The 12,781-nt window shown below is 62.3% G+C and carries 16 protein-coding genes; 10 read left to right on the top strand and 6 right to left on the bottom strand.

The window, feature by feature from the left end:
* Positions 1–58: 58 nt before the first annotated feature.
* On the bottom strand, positions 59–1,891 hold the full coding sequence (locus FHT75_RS07230; protein ID WP_183844710.1) for a methyl-accepting chemotaxis protein: 1,833 nt from the start codon (positions 1,889–1,891) through the stop codon (positions 59–61).
* 201 nt (positions 1,892–2,092) lie between these two features.
* Here FHT75_RS07230 and FHT75_RS07235 point away from each other — a divergent pair, with 201 nt between their 5' ends.
* The gene (locus tag FHT75_RS07235) at positions 2,093–2,308 is read left to right on the top strand and encodes a hypothetical protein (RefSeq protein ID WP_028755733.1); all 216 of its coding nucleotides are present in this window, start codon (positions 2,093–2,095) and stop codon (positions 2,306–2,308) included.
* A gap of 251 nt (positions 2,309–2,559) precedes the next feature.
* Positions 2,560–2,991 carry a hypothetical protein gene (locus FHT75_RS07240; protein ID WP_028755732.1) on the top strand — a complete coding sequence of 144 codons (432 nt, stop codon included), beginning with the start codon at positions 2,560–2,562 and terminating at the stop codon, positions 2,989–2,991.
* A gap of 45 nt (positions 2,992–3,036) precedes the next feature.
* Here FHT75_RS07240 and FHT75_RS07245 read toward each other — a convergent pair whose 3' ends face one another.
* On the bottom strand, positions 3,037–3,723 hold the full coding sequence (locus tag FHT75_RS07245) for an ArsR/SmtB family transcription factor (protein WP_028755731.1): 687 nt from the start codon (positions 3,721–3,723) through the stop codon (positions 3,037–3,039).
* 84 nt (positions 3,724–3,807) lie between these two features.
* Between FHT75_RS07245 and FHT75_RS07250 the strand changes: the two genes are divergently transcribed.
* The 3 genes from FHT75_RS07250 to FHT75_RS07260 all read left to right on the top strand — a co-directional run bounded on the left by FHT75_RS07250 (position 3,808) and on the right by FHT75_RS07260 (position 5,781).
* Positions 3,808–4,137, top strand: a complete 330-nt coding sequence (locus tag FHT75_RS07250; protein WP_063476493.1) for an NIPSNAP family protein — start codon at positions 3,808–3,810, stop codon at positions 4,135–4,137.
* The gene (locus FHT75_RS07255) at positions 4,134–4,484 is read left to right on the top strand and encodes an antibiotic biosynthesis monooxygenase family protein (RefSeq protein WP_028755729.1); all 351 of its coding nucleotides are present in this window, start codon (positions 4,134–4,136) and stop codon (positions 4,482–4,484) included. The genes FHT75_RS07250 and FHT75_RS07255 overlap by 4 nt, the downstream gene beginning before the upstream one ends.
* Before the next feature lie 142 nt (positions 4,485–4,626).
* On the top strand, positions 4,627–5,781 hold the full coding sequence (locus tag FHT75_RS07260; RefSeq protein WP_063476494.1) for a site-specific DNA-methyltransferase: 1,155 nt from the start codon (positions 4,627–4,629) through the stop codon (positions 5,779–5,781).
* A 156-nt stretch (positions 5,782–5,937) separates the two neighbouring features.
* Here FHT75_RS07260 and FHT75_RS07265 read toward each other — a convergent pair whose 3' ends face one another.
* From FHT75_RS07265 to mutY, 3 genes are read right to left on the bottom strand one after another with little or no spacing between them, the layout of a single operon-like run.
* The gene (locus FHT75_RS07265) at positions 5,938–6,303 is read right to left on the bottom strand and encodes a nuclear transport factor 2 family protein (protein WP_063476495.1); all 366 of its coding nucleotides are present in this window, start codon (positions 6,301–6,303) and stop codon (positions 5,938–5,940) included.
* A 5-nt stretch (positions 6,304–6,308) separates the two neighbouring features.
* Entirely contained in the window at positions 6,309–6,923 is a 615-nt protein-coding gene (locus FHT75_RS07270; protein ID WP_063476694.1) for an HAD family hydrolase, read from the bottom strand.
* 2 nt (positions 6,924–6,925) lie between these two features.
* Positions 6,926–8,017, bottom strand: a complete 1,092-nt coding sequence (gene mutY, locus FHT75_RS07275; RefSeq protein ID WP_063476496.1) for an A/G-specific adenine glycosylase — start codon at positions 8,015–8,017, stop codon at positions 6,926–6,928.
* 108 nt (positions 8,018–8,125) lie between these two features.
* On the opposite strand from mutY, the gene FHT75_RS07280 reads away from it, so the two are divergent.
* A complete protein-coding gene (locus FHT75_RS07280) occupies positions 8,126–8,623 on the top strand; it encodes a DUF721 domain-containing protein (RefSeq protein ID WP_028757158.1) in 498 nt (165 codons plus the stop codon).
* A gap of 15 nt (positions 8,624–8,638) precedes the next feature.
* On the opposite strand, the gene FHT75_RS07285 is transcribed toward FHT75_RS07280, so the two are convergent.
* Complete coding sequence (locus tag FHT75_RS07285) at positions 8,639–9,082, bottom strand: RbsD/FucU family protein (RefSeq protein WP_063476497.1); 444 nt, start codon at positions 9,080–9,082, stop codon at positions 8,639–8,641.
* Positions 9,083–9,134: 52 nt separating this feature from the next.
* Here FHT75_RS07285 and FHT75_RS07290 point away from each other — a divergent pair, with 52 nt between their 5' ends.
* The 4 genes from FHT75_RS07290 to FHT75_RS07305 are packed head-to-tail and all read left to right on the top strand — an operon-like array spanning position 9,135 to position 12,759.
* Positions 9,135–9,302, top strand: coding sequence for a hypothetical protein (locus tag FHT75_RS07290; RefSeq protein WP_168333474.1), 168 nt, complete (start codon positions 9,135–9,137; stop codon positions 9,300–9,302).
* A 17-nt stretch (positions 9,303–9,319) separates the two neighbouring features.
* Entirely contained in the window at positions 9,320–10,324 is a 1,005-nt protein-coding gene (locus FHT75_RS07295) for a LacI family DNA-binding transcriptional regulator (RefSeq protein WP_063476498.1), read from the top strand.
* 1 nt (position 10,325) lies between these two features.
* Positions 10,326–11,813 carry a sugar ABC transporter ATP-binding protein gene (locus FHT75_RS07300; RefSeq protein WP_063476499.1) on the top strand — a complete coding sequence of 496 codons (1,488 nt, stop codon included), beginning with the start codon at positions 10,326–10,328 and terminating at the stop codon, positions 11,811–11,813.
* 13 nt (positions 11,814–11,826) lie between these two features.
* Positions 11,827–12,759 (top strand): ABC transporter permease, encoded by a 933-nt coding sequence (locus tag FHT75_RS07305; protein WP_063476500.1) that lies wholly within the window; start codon positions 11,827–11,829, stop codon positions 12,757–12,759.
* The last annotated feature ends 22 nt before the right edge of the window (positions 12,760–12,781 follow it).

Raw genomic sequence — 12,781 nt, forward strand, 5'->3', positions numbered from 1 at the left:
GCGATGATCTGAGACCCCCGGCGTCGCGGGAATGGAAATGGCGAGCAGACAGAAGCCGTCAGGCTGCCAGCTGCCCGCTCCGGCGTCCAGCGGCAGATGGCGTCGAAGCCGTCGCGCGCAGCTTGAACCGGGAAACGAGTTCACGCAGCTTGGCGGCTTCCTCGGCGAGATGACCGGATGCCGCGGTTGACTGCTCCACCATCGCCGCGTTCTGCTGGGTCACCTGATCCATGGAATTGACGGCGGTATTGACTTCGGCAAGGCCGGTCGACTGCTCTCTTGCCGAGACGGCGATGGCATCCATGTGCTGATTGATGCGGGCGATCTGTTCGCTGATCGCCTTCAGAACCTGGCTGGTGTCGAGAACCAGCTTGACGCCGCTTTCCACTTCCACCGACGATTTCTGGATGTGACCTTTGATTTCCTTTGCCGCCTGGGCCGATCTCTGCGCGAGTTCGCGCACTTCCTGGGCCACCACCGCAAAGCCCTTGCCCGCCTCTCCGGCGCGCGCCGCTTCGACGCCGGCGTTCAGCGCCAGCAGGTTGGTCTGGAAGGCGATCTCGTCGATCACGCCGATAATGCTGGAGATCTGCTGCGACGAAGCCTCGATGCGGCGCATCGCCTCTTCGGCATGCGACACGACCTCCGAAGACTTGGCGGCATTGCGGTTCGCATCGGTCGCTTCCGTGCGCGCCTCGTCGGTGCGCTTGCTCGAGTTCGAGACATTGGCGGTGATCTGATCGAGCGCTGCGGCGGTTTCTTCGAGCGAGGCAGCCTGCTGTTCGGTGCGTTTGGACAGATCGCCGGCCCCGGATGCGATTTCCCGGGTGCCTTCGTCGATCGCGGCAATGGCGGCCGCAATGGCGCCGAGCGTTTGGTCGAGCTGGCGGATCGACATGTTGAAATCATGCCGGAGGCCCTCGAAATCAGGTGCGAACGGCTCGTCGATCTGGAAGGCGAGATCGCCGGATGCAAGCCGCTTCAGGCCGGCGGCAAGGCCGGATGTCGCCGCCCGCAGCCGAATGGCTGCATCTTCGTCGGCCTGTTTGCGGGCGGTCAGCCGTTCGGTTTCGCCCTGCAACCGGGCTGCCTCGGCGTCTTGCTCGAGCTGCCTGTTGGCAATTGCCGCCTGGCGGAAGATTTCGACGGCCGATGCCATCGTTCCGATTTCGTCCGAGCGGCCGATCCCGGTGCAGGCAATGGCCGTGTCACCGCCGGCAAGCCTTTGCATATCGTTGGAAAGCGCCAGGATCGGCTTGGTTACGGTCTTCCGCGTCAGGAAATAGAGACCAATGGCGAACAATGCGGCTGCGGCCAGAAGTGCTTTCAGAGCGATATCGACCGAAGCCTTGACGTCGGCGCTACGCTTGGAGATTTCGTCTGACGCGGCGGTGATCTCATCGCCGGCCTGTTCCATGGCCGTTTCCAACGTCGAGAACTGCTGCATGAATGCGGGCAAGGCCTTCAATGCTGCCGAGGGATCCTGGCTTGCCAGATCCACGATTTTCGTGGCGCTCTCGATATAGCTCAGAAGCGGAGGTTCGATGCTGGCAAGCAGCGCTTTGGTCTTGTCGTCGGCGGCAAGTGCCTTGTTGGCGGCAATCATCTCGCGAAACGACGCGTCGTGTTCCACCAGGTCCGCCTTCACCGCGGCCGCTTCCATGCCCGCTGCCGGATTGGACGCCAGCATCGATGCCAGCACGTCCGCGCGCATCGCGTCATGCATCATGTCTGCCTGCATGTGGTTGCGCAGAATTTGCGCCGACCGGGCAACGTCGGCGTTGTTTTCCGAGAGGGTCGAGGCCGACCAGATGCCGACCCCCGTGGCGCCACCCGCCAAGGCGAAAATCGCGATGCTCGCAATGATGATCTTATGCTGGATCGACGCCATGACAGGGCTCTCTCGTTAATTTAGAACGTGAGAGTACCGGAATATGCTTAATGATTTCTCAGCACCGGTCCTTAGTGGCGTGAAAACAACAGGTTGCATTCGATATTTCATTTTCGATGAAAGGTTGATCCGCCCATCGTGGCCGCTCATTGCTGCTTCATGGTCTCAGGCGTAGCATGCAGGTGCACAAGGAGAGGGACCATGAGGCTTTCAGCTTTCGTCCGACCGGCGGCAGCCGTAGTGCTGCTGTTTGCCTTCACATCCACCGACGTCATCGCCAGGGGCAAGCACCGAAGCTGTGCGCAGCTGCAGGCGATGAAGGATAATGCCCTGACCGGCGGAAAGCATGCCGGGGATGGCACCGACAAGAGAGCCAAGGTCGAAAGGAAGATGAGGAAGAAGGGCTGCCAGAGCTAAGCCGCCGATAGCGTCCGAGTCCCGAGAGAACATGCACGGGCAGCAGGCGAGCCTGTTACCGGGACGGCAGAGATGCGCTTTCGTTGAGAACGGCGCGACATCCATCAAATCCGCGTCATGCAGTTCTAACCGCGGCCCCAGGACTACCTTTGGCATTCTGATGCACTAGATGGCGATCGAGGAGGACGTCACCGCCGCTATGGGGAGGAGAACAAGCGGCATGCCAAGGAACGGACGAAGAGGAAGACCGCATGACGATCGAGGACATCATCGAGACCCTGGAAAAGACTGATATGCCCGACAGCCGGATCGACGCCTTCATCACCTGTGCTTTCCTGCTGAAGCAATTCCGGCCGGCCGAACCGGACGATTTCGACGGTCCCCACGACTACATGCCGAGCAGTATCAAGTCGCCGCATGGTTTCCTGATGGCGCGCTCCTTCACGCATGATGTCAATCACGCCATCGATCTGTGCCGGGAGGTGCAGCCGGATGCGGTTTGGCACCTCGCCTGCGGCCGCCAGACATCGGACGAGTCGCTTTACGGTGCGCAGCTGCGCGAGATCGATGAGGGCGAAAGCGTGCTCGGTGAAGCCGAGAGCAACCACGCGGCGCTGGCGCTCACTCTCGCGGCGCTGCGGGCGCATGTGCGGCAGGAAGATGAAAAGAGGGCAGGGGCATGAGGCCGCCGGATACGGCCTTGGACCCTCCTGCAGACCGGCAATAAGCTACGGATCGACCGGAAACAGCCTCAGAAACTGCCGGTCGCCTTCCGGCGAAAACAGGATCGAGCGGCTTTCGGCCGTTCGCCGCGCCCAGCCCTTGTCGAGGAAGCTTGACAGCAGCGCCTTGCCGAGGCTGCCGGCGAGGTGGGCGCGTCTTTCGCTCCAGTCGAGGCAGGAGCGGCAGAGCGGGCGGCGCGAGGATCTGAGGTCGCCGACATCGATGCCGATGCATTTGAGGTCGCCTTCGCCCTTTTCCGTCAGCGCCAGGCCTTCGCCGACCGCCTCGATCGAGCCGGAGGCAATCAGGCTGTCGAGCATGCGCACGCCGTAATCGCCGGCAAGATGATCGTAGCAGATGCGCGCCTTGCGCAACGCCGGCTCCTTCGGTCCCGGCTGGTGGCGCAGGTGCCCGCGTCCGGCGGCAAAGCCCATCATGCTTTCGATCAGCCGGGCGACGGCCTCGTCGGCGAGGGTGAAATATCGGTGGCGGCCCTGCTTGCGCTGGGCAAGCAGCCCACCGGCTTCGAGCTTGGCGAGATGGGTGCTCGCCGTCTGTACGGTGATGCCGCCGACGCCGGCAAGCTCCGTCGCCGTCAGCGCCCGGCCGCCAATCAGCGCCGCCAGCATGTTGGCGCGGGCGGGATCGCCGATCAGCGCGCCGATCTGCGCAATGTCTGGGCCTTCCTTCATAGTTCGATCGTAACCGAAGCATCGCCGTCAGGCAATGTGCGAAAACGGCCCAGGAGAGCACTGAGACAGCAAAGGAGAAACGATATGATCACCTGCTTCATCCGCTATCAGATCGACCCCTTCAAGAAGGAAGCGTTTGCCGAATATGCCCGCAACTGGGGCCAGGCGATTCCGAAGAATGGCGCCGACCTGATCGGCTATTACGGCCCGCACGAGGGATCGGCGACCACGGCTTACGGCGTCTACAATATCGAGAGCCTCGCCGCCTATGAAGCCTATCGCGCCCGGCTGGCGTCCGACCCGCTCGGCCGCGAGAATTACGAATTTGCCCGACGCGAGCGCTTCATCCTGAAGGAAGATCGCATCTTCCTCAAAAATGTCTCCGCCCCTCACGCCAAGCTGGTGCTGCCATGATCGCCGTCATCTTCGAAGTCGTGCCCTATATGGGCGAACGCCACAAATATCTGGATCTTGCCGGCGAGTTGCGCAGCGAACTCGAAAAGATCGACGGCTTCATCTCGATCGAGCGTTTCGAGAGCCTGACGAACCGCGGCAAGCTTTTATCGCTCTCCTTCTTCCGCGACGAGGCGGCCGTCAAGGAGTGGCGCAATCTCGAGGCGCACCGGGCCGCGCAGCAGGCCGGACGCGGCGGCATCTTCGCCGATTATCGCCTGCGGATCGCCAGCGTCGTCCGCGATTACGGCATGTTCGAACGCGACGAAGCGCCGGCCGACAGCCGCAGGGTTCACGACGCCGCCTGATCGCCGGCGTTGGCAAAGTCTGCCGCTCAGTCATCGGCCGGCCGAATAAATTCCCGAAATCGGCCACCGCTTCAGGCTTTGGTAACTAAGTTGCGTAACCATAACGGACAGTTAAGCGTAGAGCGTATGAGTGAGTATCAGAATGGCATCAGTTTTTCCGCTTGCCGACCTCAAGGCTTCCGTCAAGTCGGATTCCCGGCCGGGATCCCGGTCGGATTCCTGGGTTGACACGATCATCAAGGGCGATTGCGTCAGCGCCCTCGAAGCTTTGCCCAGCCACTCCGTCGATATCATCTTTGCCGACCCGCCGTATAATCTCCAGCTCGGCGGAACGCTGCATCGTCCCGACCAGTCGCTGGTCGATGCCGTCGACGACGAATGGGATCAGTTCGCCTCCTTCGAGGCCTATGACGCCTTCACCCGCGCCTGGCTGCTCGCCTGCCGGCGGGTGCTGAAGCCGACAGGCTCGATCTGGGTGATCGGCTCCTACCACAATATCTTCCGGGTCGGCGCCACGCTGCAGGATCTGAATTTCTGGATCTTGAACGACATCATCTGGCGCAAGACCAACCCGATGCCGAATTTCAAGGGCCGCCGTTTCCAGAACGCCCATGAAACGATGATCTGGGCGAGCCCCAACGCCAAGGCCAAGGGCTATACCTTCAATTACGATGCGCTGAAGGCCGCCAATGACGACGTGCAGATGCGCTCCGACTGGCTGTTCCCGATCTGCAATGGCGGCGAGCGGCTGAAGGGCGAGGACGGCAAGAAGGTGCATCCGACGCAGAAGCCGGAAGCGCTGCTTGCCCGTGTCATCATGGCCTCGACCAAGCCCGGCGATATCGTGCTCGATCCCTTCTTCGGCTCGGGAACGACGGGTGCCGTCGCCAAGCGTCTCGGCCGCCACTTCGTCGGCATCGAGCGCGAGCAGGAATATATCGATGCGGCCTCGGCCCGCATCGCCGCCGTCGAGCCGCTCGGCAAGGCGGAACTGACCGTCATGACCGGCAAGAAGGCCGAAGTCCGCGTTGCCTTCAACGTGCTGGTCGAAAGCGGCCTGATCAAACCCGGCCAGGTGCTGACCGACGTCAAGCGCCGCTACAGCGCCATCGTGCGCGCCGACGGCACCGTGGCCTCAGGCGGCGAGGCCGGCTCCATTCATCGTCTCGGCGCCAAGGTGCAGGGTCTCGATGCATGCAACGGATGGACCTTCTGGCATTTCGAAGACGGGCAGTCCCTGCGCCCGATCGACGATCTCAGGTCCGTCATCCGCAGTGATCTGGCAAAGGCGGAGTGAGCACCACCTTCGCGAGATCGAGATACCTTCTTCCGATTTCCCTCCAGTTGCGGGAGAAGGCCAAGGCGCCCGGGGTCAAGCCCCGGGCGTCCTCTTTTTGTTTTTGCGCAATTCCGGACGCAAAACCGCTGCACACTTTTGCTGGAATTACTCCAGTCAAAACTCCTGATAATCGGTGACCTCGACCCGCGTGATCCGCCCTTCCGCATTGAAGGTGATCGTCTCCTCGCCCTCGCGGATCAGCGGCTTGCCCGTCTTGCTGTGGGTGGCGCGCACCGACCAGACCGATCGGCCGGAGAGCGGCGTCAACGTTTCCACCAGCGAATTTTCCGCCGTCTGATCAGGATAGTCGTCGAAGTAGCGCCGGAAGGCGGCCATGATCTCAGGCCGGCCGGCGAGACTGCCGACGCCGTTCGAGACATAGGTCGCATTCTCGGCGAAATAGGCCTCGATGGCGGGAAAATCGAGGGCGTTGATCGCGGCGTGAAAGCGCTCGATTTCTTCTGCGGGGTCGAAGGCCATGGGTTTCAGACCTTCAATCCGTAAGCGGCGAGATCGCTGCGCAGCTTCTCCGCACCCGAAAACAGCACCGCATTCCAGCCATAGGCCTTGGCGCCTTCGACATTGACCGGCGCGTCGTCGATGAAGATCGTGGCCGCCGGATCGAGGCCGAAGCTTTTCGTATGCGTCTCGTAGATGGCGATATCCGGCTTGATCAGGCCGACATCGCCGGAAACGGTGACGCCGCGCGGTCGGTTGAGGAAGGGGAAGCGTTGCTGCGCCTCGCGGAAGGTGTCGGAGGCGAAGTTGGTCAGCATCGTCACGTCGCGCCCTTCGGCGATCAGCCCCTCCATGATCGCGACGCTGTCCTCATAGGCGTGCGGCACCATCTCGTGCCAATATTTGCGGAAGGCGCGGATCTGTTCCTCACGCTCCGGGTGCTGTTCGATCAGCAGCGCTTCGGCCTCCGCCCAGCTGCGGCCGCGGTCCTGCTCGATGTTCCAGTCATGGGTGCAGATATTGGCGAAGAACCAGTTGCGCTCGGCCTCATCCGGGATCAGGCGGCTGAAGGGAAGATGCGGATCGTAATGAATGAGGACTTTGCCGATATCGAAAACAATATGCTTTATGCCGGTGGTCATGGTCATCCCTTGGATGTTTTAAACGCGAGAGGAATAGCCGCTGCGATCGCTTTTTTCATGACGGTCGGCAGCGCCTGCGCTTCAAGATTTGTAACCGGCTCCCACCATCCGTCATTCGTGCCGACCTTATCGGCAATCGCTGCGCGCCAGATCGACAGCCTGAGCTCGAAATGGGTGAAGACGTGGATGACGGTGCCACAGGCCTGCCATGCCGCCTCGAAGGGCGCGGCCTTGGTTGAGGTCTCGCCGTCCATGCGCGCCGTCCAGGCTGTCGTCGGCACCTCGGTCATGCCGCCGAGCAGGCCGCTGTCGATGCGCCGCCGCAGCAGGATTTCGCCATCGTCGGTCACCGCTATGAAGGCCGCGCCGTAGCGCACCGGCTTCTCCTTCTTCGCCGCCTTGACCGGAAACAGCTCGGGATCGGAAAGCTTGAGCGCCTCGCAGGCGCCCCGGAACGGACAGAGCGAACAGGCCGGCCGCTTCGGCGTGCAGATCGTCGCACCGAGATCCATCATCGCCTGGGCGAAATCGCCGGGCCGCGCGGCCGGTGTCAGCAGCGCCACCTTCTCCTTCATCGCGGGCTTTGCAGCCGGCAGCGGTGTTTCGATCGCATAGAGCCTGGAGATCACCCGCTCGACATTGCCGTCCATCACAGCCGCCTGCCGGTTGAAGGCAATGGCCGCGACGGCGGCGGCCGTATAGTCGCCGATGCCGGGGAGCGACCTCAGCCCCTCTTCGGTATCGGGAAAGATGCCGCCATGCTCTGTCGCCACCGCCTCGGCGCATTTCTTCAGGTTGCGGGCCCGGGCGTAATAGCCGAGCCCCGCCCAGGCGGCCATGACAGCGTCGCTCTCGGCCGCGGCAAGATCGGTCACCTCGGGCCAGCGCTTGAGAAAGCGCTCGAAATAGGGTTTGACCGCCTGCACCGTCGTCTGCTGCAGCATCACCTCGGAAAGCCAGACGTGATAGGGATCGGCCTTGACGCCGCGGGCCGCCATGCCGGGCGAGACACGCCAGGGCAGGTCGCGGTGGTGGCGATCGTACCAGTCGAGGAGGGGCTTTGCCGAGGGCGTGTCGAGTGTGGTGATCGTCATGATTTGCCGCGATGGGGGGAAGTGCCTATACTTGGCGAAGCAATGCCGCGCGATCAAGTCGGCCGCGCCAATTGCCTGTGCGATTGACGGCAGGGCCCAAGGGTTTCGATGAGTTATCCACGCAAAGATGTAAAGCAGATTTCCGAGCTGGCAAACGGGCTGATCGATCCCGTCCTGGCGCGGCGCGCCGGCATCAACACGGCGCTGCTCGGCTCGTGGAGCGAAATCGCCGGCGAGGATTTCGCCGATTGCACCCGGCCGGAAAAAATCGCCTGGGCCCGCGGCGGCAATGAGGCCGGCGGCTTCCGCCCCGGTGTGCTCACCATCGCCTGCGAAGGCGCGCGCGCGCTGTTCCTCACCCATGCCCAGGGCGAACTCATCCAGCGCATCAACAGCTTCTTCGGCTTCGCCGCCGTCCACCAGATCCGCATCGTCCAGAAGCCCGTCTCACAACCCATCCGCCGCTCCCGCACCCCGGCGCCGCTGAAAGGCGAAGCCGCCCGCAAGCTCGAAGGCATGATGGAGGGGATCGAGAACGACAAGCTGCGCCAGGCGATCCAGCGCTTAGGGACCGCGGTGATGGGGAAGCGGGGGAATCAACGCTGATGTCCAGGACCGCCGCTAAACGACACCCTTCTTCAGGATGAAATTGCCGTAGGGCCGGATCTCCCCCGTCTGAACCACCGCAAAGCAGGCTTCAGCCAGTGGATAATAGGCGAAGCGCTCGATGGGCCTGCTCGTGATGCTTCGCTTTTCCGCCGTCGAGCAGAGCAATTCCACATCCGCATGAACCGGCAGCATGATGCCGGTCTGATCCGGATCCTCCATATGCATGAGCGGCTGTTCGACGAAATGATCGAGCGGCATGACCGCCAGGATCGCCGCTATGGCGTCTGGCGCGCTGGCCGCGTTCATTGACACGAGTTTGCCGCTGACGGTCTTTTTCGACACGCGGCACGCCGAGAAATTCTTGTCGACGATGGCGATCTCGTCGCCGTGGCCCATCGCGCTCAATAGCCACAAAAGATCCGGGCAAAGAATCCCGGGAATGTTTTTCAGTGCCATGTTCGTTCCTCCCTTTGGATCCGTATATCACCATAATCGCAGAAGAAAACGCTTGCGCAAACGTTTCGATGGCCATATAGCGGTTTTCAGCATTTCATTGGAGGATGAAATGGGCCGGGTGACCGCCGAGGCTGGGGAGGCTTGTTCAGGGTGGTTGAATCTTTCGATTTTGTTCTGGGAATTGACGCGGCGGCAGTTTGAAGCTGCGCGTCAGGCGTGACGGGGAGGTCTGCAATCATGGCGACAATCACTGACGTTGCACGCGCCGCGGGCGTCTCGGTCTCGACCGTGTCGCACGTCGTCAACGGCACCCGGCATGTGAACGAAGCGACGGCGGCGCTCGTCAGGGACGCGATCGAAAGTCTCGGATTCGTGCCGAATGCTGTGGCCCGGTCTCTGGTGCGATCCTCGACCGATGCGGTGGGTATCGCGATCTCGATCAGCACCAATTACTATTTCAACGATATCGTATCTTCTATCGAGCGAGCCTGCGCCGCCATCGGGCAGCTCGTTTTTCTCTGCGACACGCAGAACGATCCGGAGACCGAGTTGCGGCTGGTCCGTGAACTCGTTCAGCGGCGGGTGGATGGGGTAATTCTGGCTCCATCCTGTGATCCGGAAAACCGCGCCATCGACTATCTCAAATCGTCTCGCATGCCCTTCGTGCTCGTCGACCGTCTGACGGTTGCCGATGCGGATGGGGTTTGCCTGGACAATGAGACGGCGATGGAGACGCTGATCGACCATCTGGTGGGCCACGGCCACCGCCGCATCGGCCTCATCGCCGGCGAGCCGGGGCTGCTTTCCACGATCGAACGCGTGCGTGGATACGTCGGCGCCATGCGCAAGCACGGGCTCGAGATCGATCGTAGCGTGATGAGCGAAGGCAATGCGAACAGCGCGGATGCACGCCAGTCGGCGCTTGCGATCCTCAGTCGGGCGGACCGACCGACGGCGATCGCCTCGGGCAACAATCTGGCCACAATCGGCGTCATGCGCGCGGTGCGGGATCTTGGATTGCGCATCTCCGAGGATCTGGCGCTGATCGGCTTTGACGATTTCGATTGGGCTGACTGTTTCGAGCCGCGGCTGACCGTCATGGCGCAGCCGAGCGAGATGATCGGCATGCAGGCTGCGGAAATGCTGGCCAGGCGGATCAAATCGAGCACGGAAAACGCGCGGCAGGTCCGTCTGCCGGCAAAATTGGTAATTCGCCGCTCCTGCGGCTGCGGAGGGCATTGAAATGACGTCGGCGCTGGCTCTTGCTGGGATCACCAAATCCTTTCCGGGCGTGCGCGCCCTGAAGGGCGTGTCGTTTTCCCTGCAGCCCGGAGAAATCAGGGCGTTGGTGGGTGAGAATGGGGCTGGAAAATCGACGCTGATGAAAATCCTCTCCGGCGCCTATTCGGCCGACGAGGGGAGCATCGAGCTTTTCGGCGAAGCGGTGCTCGATCCGACGCCGGCCGGGATGATTGCCCGCGGCGTCGCGGTCATCTATCAGGAACTGGCGCAGGCGCCGCACCTGACCGTCGCCGAAAACGTTCTGATGGGGCGGCTGCCATGCAAGGGCGCCCTGATCGACTGGGGCGAGGCAAAACGCCGGACGATGGAGGTCGTTGAACGGCTTGGTTTCGACGTCGATCCGACCGCACGGATCGGCACGCTCTCCGTTGCCAAGCGCCAGATGGTCGAGATCGCCAAGGCGCTGGCCCGCAATGCGAAGATCATCGTTCTCGACGAGCCGTCGGCGGTGTTGGCGCAGGCAGAGATCGACCAGCTGTTCCGGGTTGTCCGGCAGCTGGCTCGTGAGAGCGGCGTTGCCTTCGTCTATATTTCGCATCGCCTGCGCGAGGTTTTCGAACTGAGCGACACGGTCACCATCCTGCGCGACGGCACAGTCATCCACAACGGACCTTCCAATGGTCTGACGACGGACGATCTCATTCGCAGCATGGTCGGCCGGGAAGTGGGCGACGTCTTCCCCACCCGCACGCCCCGGATCGGCGAGGAAGCGCTGTCCGCTCAAGGCATTTCGACGCCAGCGCTGCTCAAGAACGTCAGCATCCATGTTCGAAAGGGCGAGATTGTCGGTCTTTTCGGGCTGGCGGGTGCGGGCCGCACCGAGCTTCTGCGCGCCATCTACGGCGCTGACCCGCGCGGTGCCGGCGAGGTTAGGATCAACGGCGCAATGGCCAGCATCGGTTCGCCGCGCGCCGGCATCACCAAGGGGCTCGGCCTGGTGCCGGAAGACCGCAAGACGGAAGGCCTCTTCCTGATACAGAGCGTCGGCTTCAACATCATGTCGGCCAGCCTCGCGCAGATCGTCCGTTTCGGGCTTCTGTCGCTCCGCCGCGAGCGCAAAATCGTCAACGGTCTGATCGAGCGGCTGCGGATCAGGACGCCGAACGCCGCGGCAGCGACGCAGAACCTTTCGGGCGGCAATCAGCAGAAATGCGTGCTGGCGCGGCTCGTCAGCGCCGGATGCGAGATTCTGCTGGCCGACGAACCCACACGCGGCGTCGATGTCGGAGCCAAGCGCGAGATCTACGACCTGCTGGTCGAACTGGCCGAAGCCCGTGGGCTGGCAATCGTCATGGCTTCTTCCGAACTGCCGGAAATCCTTGGTTTGTGCGACCGGCTCTACGTTTTGAGAGAGGGTGAGGTGACGGCTGAACTCGACGCGCGCACAGCAACCGAAGAAGACGTCATGCACTTCGCGGCACTACATTAATGAGGGGACTACCATGAAATATCTTCCGCGCGGAACGGGTCTTGCCGGCGCACTGATCGTACTGATCATCGCCGCCTCGCTGATCTCTCCTCATTTTCTCAATCCCATCAATATCCTGAACGTCCTGAGGCAGGTCGCCCTCTATGGGATCCTCGGCATCGGCATGACATTCGTGATCCTCACCAAGGGGATCGATCTTTCTGTGGGCTCGACCGTCGCGCTGGTTGGCGTCACCGGCGCGGTCCTGATGGAGCAGGGGATGCCCATCCCGCTCATGGTGCTGATCTGTATCGCCATCGGCGCCCTCGTCGGCTGCGTCAACGGCTTCGGCATTTCCTATTTCCGCATTCCGGCCTTCATCATGACGCTCGGCTGCATGGTCATGGTGCGCGGCTTCGCGCTGATGATCGCCGATGGTGGAACCGTCAATCCGGGAAAGCTCGCCGACAGTTTCTTCGTGCTCGGCGGCGGCTACATGCTGGGCGTGCCGACGCCGATCTACGTCTTTGCGGCGGTCTGCATCATCGCCGCCGTCGTGCTCAGCTTCACGCAGTTCGGCCGGGCCATCTATGCGGTCGGCAGCAATGAGGAAGCGGCGAGGCTCTCCGGCATCAACGTGCCGCTCGTCATCTTCAGCGTCTACATCATTTGTGGTGTGCTGGCAGCGCTTTCCGGCCTGATTTTCCTGTCCCGTCTGTCCGTCGGCGACCCGAATTCCGGCCTCGGCCTCGAACTGGAAGCGATCACGATCGCAGTGATCGGCGGCACGTCGCTGTTCGGCGGCGAAGGCACTGTTCTCGGCACGATCGGCGGCGCCATGGTGCTGGCCATCATCGCAAACATTCTCAATCTCGCAGGCGTTTCACCATTCTCACAGCAGGTGGTGAAGGGTGCGATCATCGTTCTTGCCGTGCTGCTCGAAGCCGGAAGAAAACCACGCAAGTAGCGTGTTAACCAGAGGGAGGACT

The organism is Rhizobium sp. BK112 (genome assembly GCF_014193215.1).
Taxonomy (GTDB): Bacteria; Pseudomonadota; Alphaproteobacteria; order Rhizobiales; family Rhizobiaceae; genus Rhizobium; species Rhizobium anhuiense.